Annotated in this window: 16 protein-coding genes; 4 read left to right on the top strand and 12 right to left on the bottom strand. The window is 59.8% G+C overall.

What is annotated here, in order from left to right:
• Positions 1–61 precede the first annotated feature (61 nt).
• Together ATI02_RS12920 and ATI02_RS12915 are read left to right on the top strand one after the other, a co-directional pair.
• The gene (locus ATI02_RS12920; protein ID WP_100846467.1) at positions 62–1,345 is read left to right on the top strand and encodes an aspartate aminotransferase family protein; all 1,284 of its coding nucleotides are present in this window, start codon (positions 62–64) and stop codon (positions 1,343–1,345) included.
• 197 nt (positions 1,346–1,542) lie between these two features.
• Entirely contained in the window at positions 1,543–1,701 is a 159-nt protein-coding gene (locus tag ATI02_RS12915) for a YqaE/Pmp3 family membrane protein (RefSeq protein ID WP_003228885.1), read from the top strand.
• A 110-nt stretch (positions 1,702–1,811) separates the two neighbouring features.
• On the opposite strand, the gene ATI02_RS12910 is transcribed toward ATI02_RS12915, so the two are convergent.
• The 9 genes from ATI02_RS12910 to ATI02_RS12870 all read right to left on the bottom strand — a co-directional run bounded on the left by ATI02_RS12910 (position 1,812) and on the right by ATI02_RS12870 (position 12,050).
• Positions 1,812–3,620, bottom strand: coding sequence for a S9 family peptidase (locus tag ATI02_RS12910; RefSeq protein WP_100846466.1), 1,809 nt, complete (start codon positions 3,618–3,620; stop codon positions 1,812–1,814).
• Positions 3,586–4,722 (bottom strand): pyrroloquinoline quinone biosynthesis protein PqqE, encoded by a 1,137-nt coding sequence (gene pqqE, locus ATI02_RS12905; RefSeq protein ID WP_420875209.1) that lies wholly within the window; start codon positions 4,720–4,722, stop codon positions 3,586–3,588. The genes ATI02_RS12910 and pqqE overlap by 35 nt, the downstream gene beginning before the upstream one ends.
• 7 nt (positions 4,723–4,729) lie before the next feature.
• Positions 4,730–5,005, bottom strand: a complete 276-nt coding sequence (gene pqqD, locus ATI02_RS12900; RefSeq protein ID WP_100846464.1) for a pyrroloquinoline quinone biosynthesis peptide chaperone PqqD — start codon at positions 5,003–5,005, stop codon at positions 4,730–4,732.
• Positions 5,002–5,754: a pyrroloquinoline-quinone synthase PqqC gene (pqqC, locus tag ATI02_RS12895; protein ID WP_100846463.1), complete on the bottom strand. Its 753-nt coding sequence runs from the start codon at positions 5,752–5,754 to the stop codon at positions 5,002–5,004. Before pqqC ends, pqqD begins: the two co-directional genes overlap by 4 nt.
• A gap of 132 nt (positions 5,755–5,886) precedes the next feature.
• Complete coding sequence (gene pqqB / locus ATI02_RS12890; RefSeq protein ID WP_100846462.1) at positions 5,887–6,798, bottom strand: pyrroloquinoline quinone biosynthesis protein PqqB; 912 nt, start codon at positions 6,796–6,798, stop codon at positions 5,887–5,889.
• Between the two features lie 81 nt (positions 6,799–6,879).
• On the bottom strand, positions 6,880–6,954 hold the full coding sequence (gene pqqA / locus ATI02_RS12885; RefSeq protein WP_003422658.1) for a pyrroloquinoline quinone precursor peptide PqqA: 75 nt from the start codon (positions 6,952–6,954) through the stop codon (positions 6,880–6,882).
• 156 nt (positions 6,955–7,110) lie between these two features.
• Positions 7,111–9,522 carry a pyrroloquinoline quinone biosynthesis protein PqqF gene (gene pqqF, locus ATI02_RS12880; protein ID WP_100846461.1) on the bottom strand — a complete coding sequence of 804 codons (2,412 nt, stop codon included), beginning with the start codon at positions 9,520–9,522 and terminating at the stop codon, positions 7,111–7,113.
• A gap of 38 nt (positions 9,523–9,560) precedes the next feature.
• The gene (locus ATI02_RS12875) at positions 9,561–10,355 is read right to left on the bottom strand and encodes a carbon-nitrogen hydrolase family protein (RefSeq protein ID WP_100846460.1); all 795 of its coding nucleotides are present in this window, start codon (positions 10,353–10,355) and stop codon (positions 9,561–9,563) included.
• A gap of 12 nt (positions 10,356–10,367) precedes the next feature.
• Positions 10,368–12,050, bottom strand: coding sequence for a flavin monoamine oxidase family protein (locus ATI02_RS12870; RefSeq protein WP_095189523.1), 1,683 nt, complete (start codon positions 12,048–12,050; stop codon positions 10,368–10,370).
• Positions 12,051–12,322: 272 nt separating this feature from the next.
• Here ATI02_RS12870 and ATI02_RS12865 point away from each other — a divergent pair, with 272 nt between their 5' ends.
• Complete coding sequence (locus ATI02_RS12865) at positions 12,323–13,570, top strand: IS256 family transposase (protein WP_095191982.1); 1,248 nt, start codon at positions 12,323–12,325, stop codon at positions 13,568–13,570.
• A 150-nt stretch (positions 13,571–13,720) separates the two neighbouring features.
• The gene (locus tag ATI02_RS12860) at positions 13,721–14,560 is read left to right on the top strand and encodes a 23S rRNA (adenine(2030)-N(6))-methyltransferase RlmJ (protein ID WP_095187388.1); all 840 of its coding nucleotides are present in this window, start codon (positions 13,721–13,723) and stop codon (positions 14,558–14,560) included.
• Positions 14,561–14,669: 109 nt separating this feature from the next.
• On the opposite strand, the gene msrA is transcribed toward ATI02_RS12860, so the two are convergent.
• From msrA to ATI02_RS12845, 3 genes are all read right to left on the bottom strand, one after another.
• On the bottom strand, positions 14,670–15,335 hold the full coding sequence (msrA, locus tag ATI02_RS12855) for a peptide-methionine (S)-S-oxide reductase MsrA (RefSeq protein ID WP_095187387.1): 666 nt from the start codon (positions 15,333–15,335) through the stop codon (positions 14,670–14,672).
• A 209-nt stretch (positions 15,336–15,544) separates the two neighbouring features.
• Positions 15,545–18,241, bottom strand: a complete 2,697-nt coding sequence (locus ATI02_RS12850; protein WP_095187386.1) for a putative bifunctional diguanylate cyclase/phosphodiesterase — start codon at positions 18,239–18,241, stop codon at positions 15,545–15,547.
• A gap of 253 nt (positions 18,242–18,494) precedes the next feature.
• Positions 18,495–19,892 (bottom strand): alkaline phosphatase D family protein, encoded by a 1,398-nt coding sequence (locus tag ATI02_RS12845; RefSeq protein ID WP_095187385.1) that lies wholly within the window; start codon positions 19,890–19,892, stop codon positions 18,495–18,497.
• Positions 19,893–20,016 lie beyond the last annotated feature (124 nt).

Raw genomic sequence — 20,016 nt, 5'->3', positions numbered from 1 at the left:
GCGTTTGCTTCGACAGTGTTTGCATAGGCAGTTCAAAAAACTTCAAACGAGGTTTTTCCGAATGAATCTGTTCAGTTTGCGCCGCCCGGCGCCGAGTCTGGATGACCTCGCTTTCGAGGCCGCTCAACCTTCGGCTGGTGACCGTCTGAACGCCGAGCGGCTGATGCCCAGCGTCGAGCGGCCGCAACAGGTCTTTGTGCGTGGCCAGGGTTCCTGGTTGTGGGACAGCAACGACCGCGCTTATCTCGACTTCTCCCAGGCCGGCGGCGGCAACAGCCTCGGCCACAGCCCTTCAGCGCTGGTCAAAGCCATCGCCAGTCAAGCCCAGGCGCTGATCAATCCCGGTTTCAATCTGCACAATCGCGGCATGCTCAGCCTCGCCCAACGCCTGTGCGCCAGCACTTCCAGCGATCAGGCCTATCTGCTCAACAGCGGCAGCGAAGCCTGTGAAGCGGCGATCAAACTGGCGCGCAAGTGGGGGCAACTGCGCCGTGGCGGCGCCTCGCGGATCATCGTTGCGAAACAGGGGTGCCACGGCCGTAGTCTGGCGACGATCTCGGCGTCGGACAGTTCCAATTTGCCCAACCGATTCGCGCCGTTGTTGCCCGGTTTCGATCTGGTGCCGTTCAACGATTTGCCAGCCCTGCATGCGGCGGTGGATGCGCAAACCGTCGCGATCATGCTTGAACCGATTCAGAGCGACGCCGGCGTCATTCCAGCCTCCGAGCACTATCTCAAAGGCGTCGAGCGTCTGTGTCGTGATCTGGGCATCCTGCTGATCCTTGACGAAGTGCAGACCGGCATCGGCCGCTGCGGCACCTTGCTCGCGGAAGAGTCCTATGGCGTGCGCGCCGATATCGTCGTACTCGGCAAAGGTCTCGGCGGTGGCGTGCCACTGGCGGCATTGCTGGCGCGGGGCAAGGCGTGCTGTTTCGAAACCGGCGAATTGGGTGGCACCCATCATGGCAACGCGCTGATGACAGCAGCCGGTCTGGTGGTACTCGACAGCGTGCAGGACCGTGCCTTCCTCGAGCAGGTTCGGGGCAACGGCCAGCACTTGCGCGAAGGTCTGGCGCGCCTGAGCCATCGCTATGGTCACGGTGAAATACGCGGCCAGGGCCTGTTCTGGGGACTGACTCTGTCGGAGGATTGCGCCGACGCCGTCATCCAAGCCGCGCTGCAAGAGGGCCTGCTACTCAACGCCCCACAAGCCAACTGCCTGCGTTTCACCCCGGCACTCACGGTCAGCAAAGCCAACATCGACGAAATGCTCCTGCGTCTGGCTCGCGCCTTCTCCCGTGTGCGCACTGCACAGTTGCAATGCCGCAAAGGGATTGCCGTTTGAGCTGAAGTTTCCCACCGTATTTGAAGAACCGTCTCGCGGTATAACGCACGCCCCACGCCTGATTCTTTTGGCGTGGGGCGTTTTTTTTGCGCTGGATAGTGGCGAACAAATGGCGAAAGCACTGAACCCTGACGAACGGCAAATGTCGATTAGCTTGTATGGCTCAAGTGAGCCAACCCCCAATCAGGAGCTGACCCATGGACTTCATTCGAATCATCATTGCCATTCTGTTGCCCCCACTGGGTGTGTTTCTGCAAGTCGGGTTTGGCGGGGCGTTCTGGTTGAACATTCTGCTGACGTTGTGCGGCTACATTCCGGGGATCGTGCATGCGGTGTACATCATCGCCAAGCGCTGAGTTCTGCGGCGCCAGATAGATTGCCTTCGCGAGCAGGCTCGCTCCCACACTGGATCTGTGTCGTTCACAAATCCCCCGTGGGAGCGAGCCTGCTCGCGAACGGGACACCGCTAATTCTGCGTCAAGGTTAGCCCCATCACCCGTCGATAGAACATCCACTCCTGTTCCAGCGCGTGCGCCTGATTCACCGCGCGGCGGAAGCCGTGGCGTTCATCGGCATAGTAATGCGCCTCGACCGGGATGTTGTTCTGCTCCAGTGCCGTAACCATGTCCCGCGTCTGTTGCGGCACAACAACAGCATCCAGCTCACCCTGAAAGAAAATCACCGGCACGCGGATATTGCTCGCATGCAGTAACGGCGTGCGGGCGGCGTAGCGTTCGGCGTCTTGCTCGGGATCGCCGATCAGCCAGTCCAGATAGTCGCCTTCGAACTTGTGTGTCGCCCGGGTAAGGGTCAGCGGATCGCTGACGCCATAAAGGCTGGCGCCGGCACGAAATACTTGATGAAACGCCAAGGCACACAACGTCGTGTAACCGCCTGCGCTGCCGCCCCGAATGAACGCGTTATCACCGTCGATCATTTCGCGTTCGGCCAGATACGCCACTACTGCGCAGGCGTCCTCGACATCCACCTCACCCCAGCTCAGATACAACGCCTGCCGGTACTCCCGGCCATAACCGCTGCTGCCGCGATAATTGAGGTCAGCGACGGCGAAGCCGCGTTGCGTCCAGTACTGGATGCGCGGGTCGAGCATCGGGTAACAGGCCGACGTCGGGCCGCCGTGGATGAACACCACCAGCGGCGGTTTCGCCTCACCGCTCATGGCCGGATAAAAGAATCCGTGAGCCTCGCCCGAACCGCTTGGGTAGCGCAGGGTCTGCGGGCGGCTGATGCGTTCAGCGGGCAACGGTGCAACACCGCCAGCCAGCACTTTCACTTCACGGGACCCCCGATCGATGGCAATCACCGCCGAAGGACGGATCGGCGAGGCGGCGATGCAATAGATGAATTGCTCATCCAGCGCCAGATGTCGGAAGCGGCTGTAGTCGCCGGCGAAGTCTTTGCCGTTCAGCGCGAGGCGGCCGAAACCGCCCTCGCTCCAACTGGCCAGATAAGATTCGCCAACGGGCAACCAGGTGCAACCGCCCAACTGCCACGGCGCAGGTGCATGGTCGGCCTCAGCGCTGGGCAAAGGCTGCAGGCCCTCGGCGGTTTCAGCCCACGGCTGCCAGAATCCGCCGCGATCGGTCAGGCAATACAAACGACCTTCAGCATCGAAACGCGGCTGTTGAATGGATTCCTCAAGCTGTTCGCCCGCTACGCAACGGGGCGTCGAAAAATCACCGTCGGCCACCATCAAGCGGGTCGACGTCCACGGCTGATGCGGGCGACTCCACTCGATCCACGCCAGCCGCTCGCCATCCGGACTTACCGTCGGCGCAGCGTAAAAGTCCGCGCCTTCGGCCAGCAGATGACGTTTGCCATCCGCCAGATCAATCGCCACCAGCCGATGCGTGTCGTGCTGCTCTTCAACCGCCAACACCTGCCCATCGGCAAAATGCAGATCGCCATAACGACATTCGCCCGATGTCAGTGCCTCAGGTTCGCCATCCAGCGCCTGCCGATACAACTGCTGATCCGCCTCGCCGACGAAAACCACCCCGTCAGGTGTCAGGCAAAACGCTCCGCCGCCATATTCGTACACCCGGCTACGCACGCTGAAACCGGCCGGCGTCAGACATTTCGCCGTGCCGTCGCGCCAATGCCAGATCCGGCACGCGGCATCTTCCGGGCGGTATTCATTCCAGAACAAACCGTTGGCGCCGAGTTGTAGTTCGGCGAAGTCCATCCCGGCGGCGACGGCTTGAGCGGCGCTGAAAGGCTCAGCCTTTAGCGATGAGGCGTGAGTTTCGTTCATTGCGGAAGGCCAGTTGTTCGATGGTTTGAGTGGCGGTCTCGGCTTCTTCGCGGGCTTTGAGAATCACGCCGTGATGTTCGGACTTGCTGCACACCGGGTCAGCATTGCTCGCATCACCCGTGAGCATGAACGCTTGGCAGCGGCAGCCGCCGAAGTCTTTTTCTTTCTCATCGCACGAGCGGCACGGCTCGGGCATCCAGTCGTAGCCACGAAAGCGGTTGAAGCCGAACGAGTCGTACCAGATGTGCTGCATGCTGTGGTCGCGCACGTTGGGAAATTGCACCGGCAACTGTCGAGCGCCATGACAGGGCAGGGCAGTGCCGTCCGGGGTGACTGTCAGAAAAATGCTGCCCCAGCCGTTCATGCAGGCTTTCGGGCGCTCTTCGTAGTAGTCCGGGGTGACGAATATCAGCTTGCACGGATGCCCTTCGGCCTCCAGCTTGGCGCGGTATTCGTTGGTGATGCGTTCGGCGCGCACCAGTTGCTCCTTGGTCGGCAGCAGGCCAACACGATTGAGCTGTGCCCAGCCGTAGAACTGGCAGGTGGCGAGTTCGACGAAGTCCGCTTCGAGCGCGATGCACAGCTCGATGATGCGGTCGATCTTGTCGATGTTGTGCCGATGGGTAACGAAGTTCAGCACCATCGGGTAGCCGTGGGCTTTCACCGCACGGGCCATTTCCAGCTTCTGCGCGAAAGCCTTTTTCGAGCCGGCGAGCAGGTTGTTCACCTGCTCGTCGCTGGCCTGGAAGCTGATCTGAATGTGATCGAGCCCGGCCTTCTTGAAATCGCTGATTTTCTGTTCGGTGAGGCCGATGCCGGAGGTGATCAGGTTGGTGTAGAAGCCCAGTTTTCGCGCTTCAGCAATCAACTCGGCCAGATCCTGGCGCACCAGTGGCTCACCCCCGGAGAAACCCAGTTGCGCCGCGCCCATCTCCCGCGCTTCACGAAAGACCTTGATCCACTGTTCGGTGCTCAGCTCTTTGCCCTGCTCGGCGAAATCCAGCGGATTGGAGCAGTACGGGCATTGCAGCGGGCAGCGGTAGGTGAGCTCGGCGAGCAGCCACAGCGGCAGGCCGATTTCCGGTTGTGGCGGCACTTGCACTGAAGACTCAGGCAAGTTCGATCCAGTGCTGCGCACGGGCAACCTCCATGAATTGCTCGATGTCGTCACCGAGTTCAGGCACGCCGGGGAATTGCTTGTCGAGTTCGGCAATGATCGCCGCGACATTCCGCTCACCGTCGATCAAACCGCCGATCAGCGCGGCGCTGTCGTTGAGTTTGATCATGCCTTCGGGGTACAGCAGCACGTGGCCTTTTTGCGCCGGTTCGTACTGGAAACGGTAGCCGGGACGCCAGGTCGGGGTCTTGCTGCGGTCGAAACTCATAGGGTGATTCCTTTGTGCCAGACGCGTTGCTCAGTGACGCTGTGATACGGCGGGCGGTTCAGTTCGTAGGCCATGCTCATGGCGTCGAGCATGCTCCAAAGTATGTCCAGTTTGAACTGGAGAATTTCCAGCATGCGCTCCTGGCCTTCGCGCGTCTTATAGTGCTCCAGCGTAATCGCCAAGCCATGCTCGACGTCGCGCCGCGCTTGACCGAGACGGGTGCGGAAATACTCGTAACCGGCCGGGTCGATCCATGGGTAATGCTGCGGCCAGCTGTCGAGGCGCGACTGGTGGATCTGCGGCGCGAACAGTTCGGTCAACGAGCTGCTGGCGGCTTCCTGCCAACTGGCACGGCGGGCGAAGTTGACGTAGGCATCGACGGCAAAACGCACGCCGGGCAAAACCAGCTCCTGGGAACGCAGTTGATCCGGGTCGAGGCCGACCGCTTGACCGAGGCGCAGCCAGGCTTCGATACCGCCGTCTTCACCGGGAGCGCCGTCGTGGTCGAGCAGGCGCTGAATCCACTCGCGACGAATTTCGCGATCCGGGCAGTTGGCGAGAATCGCCGCGTCTTTCAGGGGGATGTTCACCTGATAGTAGAAGCGGTTGGCAACCCAGCCCTGAATCTGCTCGCGGGTGGCGCGGCCCTGGTACATTGCTACGTGATACGGGTGATGGATGTGGTAGTAGGCGCCTTTGGCGCGCAGGGCCGCTTCGAATTCGGCGGGGGACATCGGTTGGTCGGTCATTGCGGTTCTCCGGGGAACAACCCTAGAAATCTCTTTTGTTTGCACTGGCCTCTTCGCGAGCAGGCTCGCTCCCACAGGTTGATCGCATTCCAATGTGGGAGCGAGCCTGCTCGCGAAGGGGGTCTTAAAGGCTTACAGCACAATACTCATGCCGTCATACGCCACTTCAACATCACGCCGCGCCAGTTCTGCGCGCTCCGGCGAATCCTCATCGAGGATCGGGTTGGTGTTGTTGATGTGGATAAGCACCTTGCGTTGCTCGGGAAGCTGTTCCAGCACTTCGAGCATGCCGCCAGGACCGTTTTGCGCCAGATGGCCCATCTCGCGACCGGTGCGAGTGCCGACACCGCGGCGCTGCATTTCATCGTCGTCCCACATTGTGCCGTCCACCAGCACGCAATCGCTGCCGGCCATGATTTCCAGCAGTGGCGCGTCCACCTTGCCCAGACCCGGCGCATAGAACAGCTTGCCGCCGGTACTCAGGTCTTCGACGATCAGGCCGATGTTGTCGCCCGGGTGCGGATCGAAGCGGTGCGGCGAGTACGGTGGGGCGGCGCTGCGCAACGGCAGCGGGGTGAAGCGCAGGTTCGGGCACGCGGCAACGGTGAAGCTCTGGTCGAGTTCGATACGGTTCCAGTCCAGCCCGCCGTTCCAGTGCTTGAGCATGGTGAACAGCGGGAAACCCGTGCTGAGATCTTCGTGAACCATGTCTGTGCACCAGACCTGATGCGGGCAGCCTTCGCGCAGGCTCAGCAGGCCGGTGGTGTGGTCGATCTGGCTGTCCATCAGGATGATCGCGCTGATGCCGGTATCACGCAGGGCACGGCCCGGTTGCATCGGAGCGAAGCTCTGCAGTTGCGCGCGGATGTCCGGCGAGGCGTTGCACAGCACCCAGTTCACGCCGTCATCGGAAATGGCGATGGACGATTGGGTGCGGGTCTTGGCATTCAGGCTGCCGTCGCGAAAACCGGCGCAATTGACGCAGTTGCAATTCCACTGCGGAAAACCGCCACCGGCGGCCGAACCCAGAATCTGGACGAACATGAACGCTCCAATCTTTCAACGCTGAAAATAAAACGCCCCGGCGAGCCGAGGCGTTGCACTGCAAGTCTGCGTGAGCAGGACTCAGCGGCTGGCGAAGTACATGGTGACTTCGAAGCCGATACGCAGGTCGGTGTAAGCCGGTTTTGTCCAGGACATAAGGTGTCTCCTTCTGGTGGGTGGGATAGCGCTGTCCATAGTTATAGTCCACGGCAGCGCAGGGATGTTCCAAATAGTTAGGCGGCTATGTTACTCAAAATTTCACCGGGATTGCCCGTGAATATTCGAGAAAGCTCCTTGCAGCGTTGGTAACGATCATTTTGCTGCTTGCCAGGGTGCGCCCGGCATCGATTCGCTGGCGAGGCAGAGCCAGCCGCCTTCGGCGCGATTCAAGCGTTGCGCGGCTGCCAGCAATGCCGGGCGATCCAGTTGGCCGGTCGCGGCGACCAGTTGGGGCAGATAATCCGACGAGTGGCCGGCAAGCTTGGCCTGCCACAGCAGTTCGGCGGCATCCTTGCCGGACAGGGCGCTGGCGTTCAGATGCGCCGCCAGTATCTGGCGTTGCTCAATGAAACTGGCTTCATCGAATTGTTCAATCAGCGCTGGGACGTCTGCCAGAAACTGTTGAATGTGCTCGAGCAATTGCACAGGTGCGACGGTTGGCGATTGCACGCCGAACAGCCATCCGCTCTGGCCGTTTATCTGCCGCAAGGCGCTGAACACGGCGTAGCCTAACTGCAAGTCGACCCGCAGGCGTTGATAAAACGGGGTATGGCACAGGTGCGCGAGCAGGCGCCACGCGGCTTCTTGGGCGATATCGCCAGCGGCAGTCGGGCAAAACAACAGTAACGCGTGTTCGTTGGATGCGGTGTCGATATGGCTCCACAGATGTTGAGCGTGGCGTGCCGGTTGTGCCGGGATTTGATTGTCCGGTATGCCGGGAATGCGGCTCAGGGCCAGACCCATGGCCGATTGGGTTTGTGGACTGAGCCCGACCGCCAGGCCGTCCCAGTGAGAAGTTGTCCACAGGTGCGTGGCGTCGCCGGATTTTGTCGTTGTTACCGGACAGTGCTCCGCCAGCGCCTTGAGTAATTGGCGGATAGGCATCAACGGCGTTTGCGGTTCAACGCGCGCAGATTCGGCGTCAGCCTGCGTCAGAGATTTCAGCGCGTGCTCCAGCACGGTTGGCATCGGCTCTTGCAGACCGGTCAGTTTCAGCAGCCACTGATTGCCGGTCGTGTTCAGCGACAACTGGACCCCGGCCTCTCGGGCGTCTTCCTGAGTTTGCCGAAGGCTGCGTTGCAGTTGCGCTTGCAGATCCGCGTTGGCCGCTGCCTCTAGCTGCCAGCGCAGATAAATCGCCCCTTCAGCACCGTTATCCGGCAAGGCCTGGCTGAATAGCATGGGCGAGCGTTCGCGACGGCCGCGCGAGCGATCCTGAGCGAACGTGCGCAGGCCACGGTGGGCGCTGGTCTGTCCGCGGATCAGTCCGGCGTTGGCCAGTGGTTCACTGGAACGCAAGAAAGGGTTGGCGGCCGGCAGTTGCCAGTGACTGCTGAAGTTATCCACAGTGCCGATTTCACGAAGGATGTGCTTGAGGGCCGCAACACCGGATTCGCTCAGGCCACTGTCCAGTTGCTTGCTGTCGAGCCGCGCCAGTTCTAAAGCACTGCTGACTTGATGCTGACGTTGAAGCATTGCCGCATATTCCTCGCGCAGCGGCGCCCAATCCTGTTGCGCGAAGAAGCTCAGCCAATCCAGCACCTGTTCGCCGTTGGCGCTGAGCGAATCCGCTGAGGCCGTGAACTCCAACTGCAGCAACGCTTGGCTGGCAAAGTGATACAGCGGCGTGGCCTTCAAGTCGTCAGTCAGGCCCTGCTGCTGCAAATGCGCGAGCAGGCCGCCGGGTTTGGCACTGTTGAGCCAGTGGCAAAGAAACGCCAACGCTTCAGCTGACGTGTCGGGTAGCGCGTCAAAAGCAACCAGCAGATTGCACCGATGCTCGCCGACCTGTTGATAACTTTTCACCCCAAACGGCAGGGTGTCTTGGGCAACGTTATCCCCAGCCGGCAAAACCGCCGCGAAGTGCTCAGCCAAAGTCTGCAATTGTTCCAGACTCTGCGGCCCAACCAGACTCAGGGTCATTTGCCCGGTGCGGTAGAACTGCTGATGGAAATCTCTCAGTGCCTGCTGAAACGCCGGCTGCTCAACTTGCAGCGTGTCGCGGTTCCCCGCATGAAAGCCGCGCAACGGGTGATCCGCCGGCAAACCTTCGTACAACGCAAACTGCTGCTTAGCCGTCGGATCTTGCGACCAAGCGACAAACTCCGCCTGCAACACTTCCCGTTCCCGCAACTGATCGTCCGGATTCATACGCGGTTGGGCGAGCATGTCTGACAGGCGTTCCAGCCCGGCAGCGAATGACGGCGTCGGCAACTCAAAGAAAAAGTCAGTAGCGCGCTCCCGAGTGCTGGCATTGACCTGACCGCCATGACGTTGCACGTAGGCCATCAGCCCTTCGCTGGCAGGAAAACGCTCAGTACCGAGAAACAGCAGATGTTCAAGGAAATGCGCCAGCCCCGGCCACGCCAACGGCACGTCATGGCTGCCCGCGGCCACCCGCAATGCGGCGGCGCTGCGCTTGAGCTCGGGCACATGACGCAGGGTCACGCGCAAGCCGTTGGCCAGGGTTTCAGTGTGGGGGCGGGGGTGAGTCGGCGCAGGCATGGGCACTTCCAGAACAGTGAAGTGCCAATGCTAGCGGATTAGCGCTGGTTCAGCGCGCCGTAAAGCTCGGGGCGACGGTCGCTGAGGTAGCGATTGGCTGCGCGGGAGTCGACCAGCAACTGCCGATCGAGCTCGCCGATGATCAACGCTTCATCCAGACCGGCCTGAGCAATACGGCTGCCATCCGGCGCGGCGATGCTGCTCTGCCCGCAATAGTGAATATCGCCTTCGTGGCCGCAGTAGTTGGCGTAGGCCACATAGCATTGGTTTTCGAAGGCGCGGGAGCGAACGGTAACGTCGGCGACGAAATCGAACGGGATCATATTAGCCGTCGGCACCAGAATCAGCTCCGCGCCTGCAAGGGCCAGGCGCCGGGCGTTTTCCGGGAATTCCAGGTCGTAGCAGATCAGGAAACCGATCTTCCAGCCGTTGAGTTCAATCACGGGAAACGCGTCGTCGCCGGGGCTGAACATCGACCGATCGAGATCGCCGAACAGGTGCGTCTTGCGGTAATTGCACAAGCGTTCACCGTGCGCATCGATCAACTGCACGGCGTTGTAGATCTGCCCGTCAGCAGTACGCTCGGGGTATCCGTAGACAATCGCCAGCCCGGCAGCCTTGGCGATCCGGCCGATCTGCTGTGCCCATTCACCGTTGTAAACCTCGGCCAAAGTGCTGACCGCCTCGGCGCCGATGTTGTAGCCGGTCATGAACATTTCCGGCAGCACCAGCAGGTCGGCGCCCTTGGCCTCCATCGCCAGTTGATGCAGGCGTTGCAGGTTGGCGGCGGGGTCCAGTGGCAGCGGCGGACATTGGTAAAGGGCTACACGCATCAGGGCTTCCTCTTACTCGGGCAGGGCGATAGGGCCGATGTCTTTGAACACATCACCCGGGCCCGGGTTCTCTTTATGTGTAGAACCGCCGAAATGTTTCATGATCCCCCACACCGCGTTGAGCGAAGTTTGCACCGCGCCTTCAACCCAGGCTGGCGTCCACGACACATCATCACCGGCAATGAAAATCCCGCGTTGCTCGGCCGGCATCTCGTCCTGCATGAAGTGTGCATACATGCGCTGGTTGTAGCGATAGTGGCCGGGCAGGGCGCCCTTGAACGCGCCGAGGAAGTGCGGATCGGCTTCCCACGACACGGTGATCGGATCGCCAATGATGCGCGCTGCGATGTCGACCTTCGGGTAGATCTTCTTCAACGCGTTCAACGCCAGTTCCACGCGTTTTTCCACCGGGTGCGGCAGCATCTTCAACGCATCGCTCATCCACGAGTACGACAGGCAGATCACGCCCGGCTTGTCGTCGCCGTTATCGAACAGATAGGTGCCGCGGGTCAGGCGATCGGTGAGCGTCATGCTCATCAGGTCGCGGCCCGTTTCCGGATCCTTGTCCTTCCAGAACGGTCGGTCGACCATCACGAAAGTTTTCGACGATTGCATGTAGCGAGTACGGTCGAGGGCCATCCACATTTTTTGCGAGAACAGGCTTTCGTCGCATTCGATCTGTGTGGTCAGCAGCCAGCTCTGGCAAGTGGTCAGTACCGCGGCGTATTCGCGGGTGTCACCGTTGTTGTCAGTGACGGCGAAACGGCCATCGGGCGCGTGGGCGATTTTCTTCACCCCGGAGCGCGGCGCGCCACGGTGTAGGGATTTCAGGCTGGTGCCCTCAGGCCAGTGGACACAGCGCTCCGGCACATGGCGCCAGATGCCTTGCGGAACCTGCTCAACACCGCCGACCACCAGATGCTGATGATCGTCGCAGTTGGTCATGACCACGCGGAAGATTTCCAGCATCGAGTTGGGGAAGTCCGAGTCCCAGCCACCGGTGCCGAAACCCACCTGGCCGAACACTTCGCGGTGATGGAACGACAGCTTGGCAAAGGCTTCGGAGGTGGCGACGAAATCGTAGAAAGTACGGTCATCCCACAGCGGCACCAAGGTGTTCCACAGCTCTTTGAGGCGTGGCACGTCGCGGTCGCGGATCGCTTGCTGGATATCGGCGAACTGCGAGCCGGCTTCCAGCGCATCCGCCCAGGCGTCAGCCACTTCCTGGAACAGCGCAGGAAGATCCTTCAGGCTTTGCGCGTAATGGGTTTTGCCTTCCAGGTCGATCACGGTGCTGCCGGAGGCCGGCGTCAGCGGGTTCGGGAAAGGTTTGGTTTCCAGGCCGAGCTTGTCGACGTAGTGATAGAACGCGGTGGACGACACCGGAAAGCGCATGCCGCCCAGTTCGGCAACGATGCCGTCGGTGCCATTGAACGCTTGCGAACGCAGACGACCACCGAGTTTGGACGCCTCATAAACCACCGGCTTCAGGCCAAGCTTCATCAGTTCGTAAGCCGCGACCAGCCCGGCAATACCCGCGCCGACAATCGCCACTTCAGCGCCATGGTTGTGCTCGGGAATGCTGCCGAGACCGGCCGGGTGTTCGATCCAGTCGTCGAAGCCGAATGGAAAGTCCGGGCCAAAAATGGTGATTGGCTTTTTACCGTCTGCAGGATGGCGATTGTTCTTGTTCATGGCTGACCTTGCTGGCGACCCGACGCTGGATGCGCGTCTGAGTATAGGAAAAGATGCCAGCCATTCTAAGGAGCGTAGAACACGTTAAAAAGACGCAAAGTGTCGTCGTTTTGCCAGATTGTCGATCAGTATGACGAGCAGCGACTGCACACCGACCAAAAAGTGGGAGCGAGCCTGCTCGCGAAGAGGCCCTGAAATCCACCCGAGAAGCCTGATCAAAGGGGGTGTCAGAAATTTTGTGTTCGGGCATAACATGAGTAAGAGGTGCATGTATGCCAACCAAAAAGAAACCCCTGCGTGACCTACCAAAAATCCCCAAGGAGCTGCTCGAAGAGTTCGGTGAGGGGCTGATTACCGCAGAGGCTATTGAAGACGCTTCTGCGGCCTTCAAGAAGGCCTTGATTGAGCGAGCATTGAGTGCCGAGCTCGGTCACCACCTGGGGTATCCGCCGGGCGCGCAGCGCCCAGAGGATGAAACCAACCAGCGCAATGGCAAAACGGGCAAGACGATTTTGACGGGGGATGGCCCGCTGCGGCTGGAGATTCCCCGTGATCGGGATGGCAGTTTTGCCCCCATTCTGATCCCCAAGCATGAGCGGCGTTACACCGGTTTTGATGACAAGATCATCGCCATGTATGCCCGAGGCATGACCGTTCGAGAAATCCGCGCTTTCCTCTCTGAGCAATACGGGACGGACGTTTCCCATGACTTCATCAGCTCAGTCACGCACGAGGTGATGGAGGAAATTGGTGCGTGGCAACAGCGACCGCTTGAGCCGATGTACCCAGTCATTTTCTTCGATGCGCTGCGGGTCAAGATCCGAGAAGAAGGCCTTGTCCGCAACAAGGCGATTTACTTGGCGCTGGGTGTTTTACCCGATGGAACGCGCGATATTCTTGGTATCTGGATCGAAAACACCGAGGGTGCGAAGTTCTGGATGAAGGTCTTCAACGACCTCAAGACCCGCGGCGTAGAGGACGTGCTGATCGCCGTGACTGACGGTCTCAAAGGCATGCCAGAGGCGCTAAGCGCAGTATTTCCGGCAACAACGCTGCAAACATGCATCGTCCACTTGATCCGCAACAGCCTCGATTACGCGGCGTGGGACAAGCGCCGTGAGCTGGCCAAGGCGCTAAAACCGATCTATCAAGCCATCAACGCAGAAGCGGCTGAGGAAGCACTGGATGCCTTTGAAAATGGCCCTTGGGGTAAGCAATACCCAACGGTGGTGGCGGCCTGGAGACGAGCCTGGGATCGAGTGATTCCATTTTTTGTCTTCCCGCCTGCCATTCGAAAAGTGATCTATACGACCAACGCTATCGAAAGCATCAACGCTCAGCTACGCAAGATCATCAAGACCCGGGGCCACTTCCCGACGGATGACGCAGCGACCAAGCTGATCTGGCTTGGGCTGCGTAACATCACGGCAAACTGGGGCTCGGCGGCTCATGACTGGAAGAGTGCGATGAACCAATTTGCGATTCTGTACGGAGATCGATTTATCAGGCCGACCTGGTAAAACCCGGCCTGCCTGACGGCAGGCCATTACCGGCCCGCACACAAAAAATCTGACACTCTCGATTCTTAACATGTAAGAGGCCGCTCGGCCGCCAACCCCTGACTTGCCGCCCGGTAAAAGGTAAACTTTGCGCCCTTCGCAGGAGCAGCCATGAATTATCGTCACGCCTTCCATGCCGGCAATCACGCCGATGTGTTCAAACACCTGACCTTGACCCGCCTCATCGCCCTGATGTCGCGCAAGGAGCAGCCGTTTGCCTATCTCGACAGCCACGCCGGCATTGGTCTGTATGACTTGCAGGGCGATCAGGCCAACCGTACCGGCGAGTACCTGGAAGGCATTGCGCGCTTGTGGGATCAGCCTGACTTGCCAGCGCTGACCGCCGACTACATGAAGGTGCTGCACGAGATGAACCCGGATGGCCAGTTGCGCTATTACCCGGGCTCACCGGAGCTGGCGCGGCGCCTGACCCGTCCGCAGGATCGGGTGATGCTCAACGAGAAGCACCCCGAAGACGGTGTGCTGCTCAAAGACAACATGGCCGGTGATCGTCGGGTGAAGGTTCATCTGGGCGAGGGCTGGCATGTGGCGCGGGCGATGTTGCCGGTGCAGGAGAAGCGTGCGGTGATGTTGATTGACCCGCCGTTCGAACAGCTCGATGAGATGCAGCGGTGCGCGGCGTCGATGAAAGAGGCGATCGGCCGGATGCGCCAAACCGTGGCGGCGATCTGGTATCCGGTGAAGGATCAGCGTGCGCTGCGGCGTTTCTATCAGGATCTGGCCGGCACCGGTGCGCCGAAGTTGTTGCGCGTGGAGTTGCTGGTGCATCCGCTGGATACGCCGAACAGCCTGAACGGCTCGGGGATGGCGATTGCCAATCCGCCGTGGGGGCTGGAGGAGGAGTTGCGTGAGTTGCTGCCGTGGTTGTCGATGAAATTGGGCCAGACCCAGGGCGGCTGGCAGATGGATTGGTTGATTGCCGAGAGTTGATCAGTTGCTTTGATGGTGTCTGATCGGACGCCTTCGCGAGCAAGCCCGCTCCCACTTTTGGAATGCATTTCAAATGTGGGAGCGGGCTTGCTCGCGAAGCTCCTAAGCTTCAGTTACCCGCCAGGCTCGGTGGCATGCACACGCCAGTGCCGCCAATCCCGCAGTAGCCTTCCGGGTTTTTCGCCAGATACTGCTGGTGATACGCCTCGGCGAAGTACACGGTCGGTGCCTGTTCGATCTCGGTGCTGATTTCGCCCAGACCCGCCTTCGACAGTTCAGCCTGATAGGTCGCCTTGCTCTTCAGCGCCGCGTCCAGATGTTCTGGACTGGTCGCGTAGATCACCGAGCGGTACTGCGTGCCGATGTCGTTGCCCTGACGCATGCCCTGCGTCGGGTTGTGCAGTTCCCAGAACATCGCCAGCAGTTCTTCGTAGCTGACTTTGTCCTTGTCATACACCACCAGCACGACTTCAGCATGGCCGGTCAGGCCCGAGCAGACTTCTTCGTAGGTCGGGTTCGGCGTGAAACCGCCGGCGTAACCGACCACGGTGCTGACCACGCCTTCACGCTGCCAGAAGCGACGTTCGGCGCCCCAGAAGCAGCCCAGACCGAAAATCGCAAAGTCGACGTCCTGGAAAAACGGGCCAAGCAGTGGGGTTTCTTCGAAGACGAAGTGCTTTTCAGGCAGGGTCATCGCGGTTTCGCGGCCGGGCAGAGCTTGTTCTTTCGTCGGGAGCACGTTTTTGTTCACCAGAATTTCCGAGCGCAGAACCATGATCGTTCCTCTCAGTCAGGATGGGATGTAAAAAGTCAGACCGCCAGTGTGCCCAATGATGCCCGATTTCGCACTATTCAAATGTGGGGGCGACGGTGCGACGATTCGACCTGCTCGCGAAAGCGGTGTGTCAGGCGACGATGATGTCGACGGCTATAACGCCTTCGCGAGTAGGCTCGCTCCCACAGGGGGGCTTCGACAGATGGGATTTAGAGGCAGAGCGGCCCGCGCGGGTAGCGTTTCAACGCTTGGATGAGTTCTGCGCCCGGGATCGGCCGGTCGAACAGGTAGCCTTGGCCGACATCGCAGCGATGACGACGCAGGAACGCCAGTTGCTCGGCAGTCTCGATGCCTTCTGCCACAACCTTGAGTTTCAGGTTGTGGGCCATGGCGATCACCGCGGAGGTGATTTCCATGTCGTCCTGGTTGTCGGGGATTTCGTGGATGAAGCTGCGATCGATCTTGATGATGTCGATCGGGAATTTCTTCAGGTAGCTGAGCGATGAATAACCAGTGCCGAAGTCGTCCATGGCAAGGGTCAGGCCCAGACGCTTGAGCTGATCGAGCTGCAAGTGCGTGTCTTCGGTGGCTTCCAGCAGCAGGCCTTCGGTCAGTTCCAGTTCGAGCAGATTGGCCGGCAGCGCTTCTTCCTTGAGGATCTTGGCGATGGAGGCGACCAGATCCGGGTCGGAGAACTGTTTCGGTGACAGGTTGATCGCCACCTGCAGATTGCCCATGCCGGCGGCGGTCAGGGCCTTGCTCATGCGGCAGGCCTGACGGGCGATCCACTTGCCGATCGGAATGATCAGGCCGGTTTCTTCGGCGACGCTGATGAACTGATCCGGGCGGATCATCCCGCGCTCCGGGTGGTTCCAGCGCAGCAGCGCTTCCATGCCCAGCAGGCGACCGCTGCGCAGGCACAGCTTGGGCTGGTAGAACACGTCGAGCTCGTTCTGGGTCAGGGCGCGGCGCAGGTTGTTCTCGACGAACAGCTTGTAGCTGGCCTCGGCGTTCAGCGCTTCGGTGAAGACTTGTACCTGATGTTTGCCGTTGGCCTTGGCCTTGTGCAGCGCCAAACCTGCGTTGCGCATCAGGGTCTGCGGATCGCGGCCATGCAGCGGCGCGCACGCGAGGCCCACCGAGCCGGTGACGCTGATCAACTGATTGTCGACGAACATTGGCTTGTCGAGGGTTGTCAGCAGTTGGCTGGCGATCTGCTGGCCGGTCTCAAGGTCGGTGTTGTCGAGCAGGACAGCGAATTCGTTACTGGCGAACCGCGCAAGGCTGCCGCTCGGGCTCAGGCTGTTGCGCAGGCGCCGGGCGAGGCTGATCAACAGTTTGTCGCCGGTCTGGTGGCCGAGGCTGTCGTTGATCCGCTTGAAATTATCGATGTCCACCAGCAACAGGCTGATCGGCGTATCGCTGTCGCGGGCGAAGCGTTCGTCCAGGTTGCGGATAAACGCCGGGCGGTTGCCGAGGTTGGTCAGGTTGTCGGTGTAGGCCAGACGCTCGATGCGCTGCTGCGCCAGTTTGGTCTGGGTGATGTCTTCGTAGATGCCGATGTAGTGGGTCAGCTCGCGGTTGTCGCCATACACCTTGGAGATCGACAACTGGCCCCAGTAAGGTTCGAGGTTCTTGCGGCGGCTTTTGAATTCGCCCTGCCAACTGTTGCTCTTGGCCAGCGCCGAGGGCGCGTCGAACAGCAGTTCGCTGAGGTTTTCCAGGGCCGGCAGTTCCGACAGGCGCTGGCCGTGGACTTCCTCGGTGGTGTACTGGGTGATCGCGGTGAAGCTCGGGTTGACGTACTCGACCACGCCGTCGCAGTTGACCAGCAAAAAAGCGTTGGCGCTTTGCTCGACCGCCCGCTGGAACAGGTGCAGGGCGCTGGTGGCAGTGCGGCGGTTATGGTTGTTGATCACTTGCGCGAACTGGTCGGCGAGCTCACCGGCGAAGGCAATCTCGTCGGACTGCCAGGCGCGGGTGACGCCGGTCTGTGCCAGACACAACACGCCGACCACATGGCCGTCGACGCGGATGCTGGCGTCGAGCATGGCATTCACGTCGCGCGGGCGCAGGGCTTCGGCCATCTCACGGGTGCGTGGGTCGCGCATTGCATTGTGCGCATCGATGGCGCGGCTGCTGTGCAGCGCTTCCATGTAGTCGGGGAAGCTACTGATGTCGATCACGTCCGGGAGGATGTATTCCTGGGTCGCGCGGTGGTAAGCCGAGATCGGCACCAGTTGCTGGCCTTCGAGGTTCCACAGGCTGGCGCAATCGATTTCGTAGATATCGCAGGCGCAGCGGGTGATCAGTTCGGCGGCTTCTTGCAGCGAGTTGTGCGTGCTGTAGCGCTGGCGCGCGAGCAGTAGAATCAGGTCTTGCTGGGCGCGTACGCGATCCAGGTGCTGCAGTTGTTCCTGCTGGGCGCGCTGGTTCAGTTCAAGGGCGATTTGCAGGCGCGAATTCTGGGTTTCGAGGTCGACGCAGGGCACCTGCGGCACTTCGTAGAACACATCATCGACCGCCAGCAGATAGCCGCGCAGCAGGTGACGATTGTGTTGTTTGTAGGCTTCGCCCAACTCGAGGATGTTCAGCTTGCCTGCGGTGGTGTGCAACGTGTAGCGCACCAGATAATGCGGGCTGTCACGCAGTTGCTGCTGGATCGCGTCATGCTGTTGATAGCGTGCTTGCGGTTCCATCAGGCTGGCGTAGGGTGAACCGACCAGAGCACACAGCTCAACGGCTGGTTGACCGAACTGGCGTTCGCAGTTGGGATCAAGAAACAGCATCGCCCAGCTGGCTTCATTCAAGCGCTCGAAACGCAGCATGCCGAGCCGCGAGGGCACGGGCAACTGCGTCACTACCTCGGCCACCATACAGCTGGCGGCATCGGGTTGGCTCTTCATGAAGGGAACTCGCTTGGAAATATGCTGAACGCGCCGGGCTCTCGCCCTTTTTACTGTTGCCTACGGCAAGGTTGCATCATTGCGGCACTGACTGACAAGAGTGATGAAGGCCAAGTGCTATAAGAATGTGTCGGCTGCGTCGGGCATTTCTCCAGCGCCTCTTGGAAAACAGCAAAAGATCGCAGTCTGCGACAGCTCCTACAGGCACCGCGATCCCATGCAGGCGCTGCCGAAGGCTGCGATTTTTCAGGGATCAACGCAGTTTTATGACGATCGATTGCAGCTGTTTGCCATCCCGATCGTGGTAATTGACCAGAATCTGATCAGCCTCAACCACCACATGAGCAAAGTTGTCCTCACTCACCACTTGGCTGGTCAGCTCATGCCGATAATCGCCCGCTGCTGTGCGCGTCAGCGGTTGATCGAGAATGAACGTGGACGCCTTGGCGTACGGCAAGAGTTTGCTGTTGCACAGCGGCGAGGAAACGATGGTGTGGACTTCGAAGTCCGGGTCTTCGCTGTGGGTCAGGCGCGCGGTCAGCGAGCCATGTACGTCGCCAGAGATGAACACGACATTCTTGATCTGCCGCGTGCGGATGGTTTCCAACAGGCGCAGGCGCTGTTCCGGGAAGGCTTTCCAGGCGTCATCGCCATGCAGTTTGCGATCGGGGTAGAACATCACGCTGGTGACCACGAACTTGATCCGTGCCGGGCTGTTGATCAGCCATTTGAGTAATGCCTGTTCCTGAGCCTCATCAAGGATGCGTCGATCATCGGCCGACAAGTTGCGACGCGTGCGGCTGTCGGTCACGAACCATTCGATATCACCGTCGCTGAATTGATACCAGTAATGCTCAAGGATCGAGCGATTGATCACCCCGTCAGTGGTGAGTGGATGTACCGGGCTGTGACTGGCTTGATACAACTCATAGGCGGCCATGGCATTGCGATATAAATCGCCATCGGACTTGCCGGCATTGGCGGGCCAGTTATCTTCGATTTCATGATCGTCGAGAATCATGTAAGTCGATATGCCAGACATCAGCCGTTTAATATTCGGTTGGGAGAAGGCTGCACGGTATTTTGCAAGTATGTCGTGGTATTCACGATCCGGCGCGATCAAGTTCATATCATCGACATAGATTTGATCGCCGGTCATTAACGTTGCGCTGATCGGCGGTTGTGCACCTTCAATCAATTGATTGATTGAAGCAAAGATCCGGTCACCCAGTAGCGGCAGCGATGCAATGCCGGCGGTCATGCGCAAGTAGCGGCAAGAACCGACGATGTAAGCCCTTGCCTGCAAGGCTTTGCTGGAGCGGGTGCGAAACCGGTAGATCTCCCTCGGCCACTGCAGCGGTAACTCCGCCACACTGTCCAGGGTGTGCACCGGATTCATCGGGCTGAACCAGCCCGCCTGATATTCATATTCGGTATCGCCGCTCAAGTTGTTGAGCGCGAAAACTTCCGACATGTCTCGAAGTTCATTCAATTGGACAAAAATGGGGGGTGACCATTGTTGTGTTTCAGCGATGCGATAACGAATTGCAGCAAATACATTTGCGTTGTTTCGTCTGTCGCCACGAATAAATATCCGTGCGTGGTTAGTTGTGGTGTGGCCGATGATTGGGCCGATAACGGGTTTTAACATGTCGAATCCATTCGAATGATTACTAAAAGGGTATGTGTTGATTATAAGTTGCAATGGGGGTAACTATTCCGCGCCAAGGTTAGTTGCACCGGGAATAAAAAAGATCGGCGTGAAGCCGACTCGG

It is taken from the genome of Pseudomonas baetica, assembly GCF_002813455.1.
In the GTDB taxonomy this organism is placed as follows: domain Bacteria; phylum Pseudomonadota; class Gammaproteobacteria; order Pseudomonadales; family Pseudomonadaceae; genus Aquipseudomonas; species Aquipseudomonas baetica.
The sequence above is the reverse complement of the archived record's forward strand: the minus strand, read 5'-3'. Positions and strand labels throughout refer to the sequence as shown.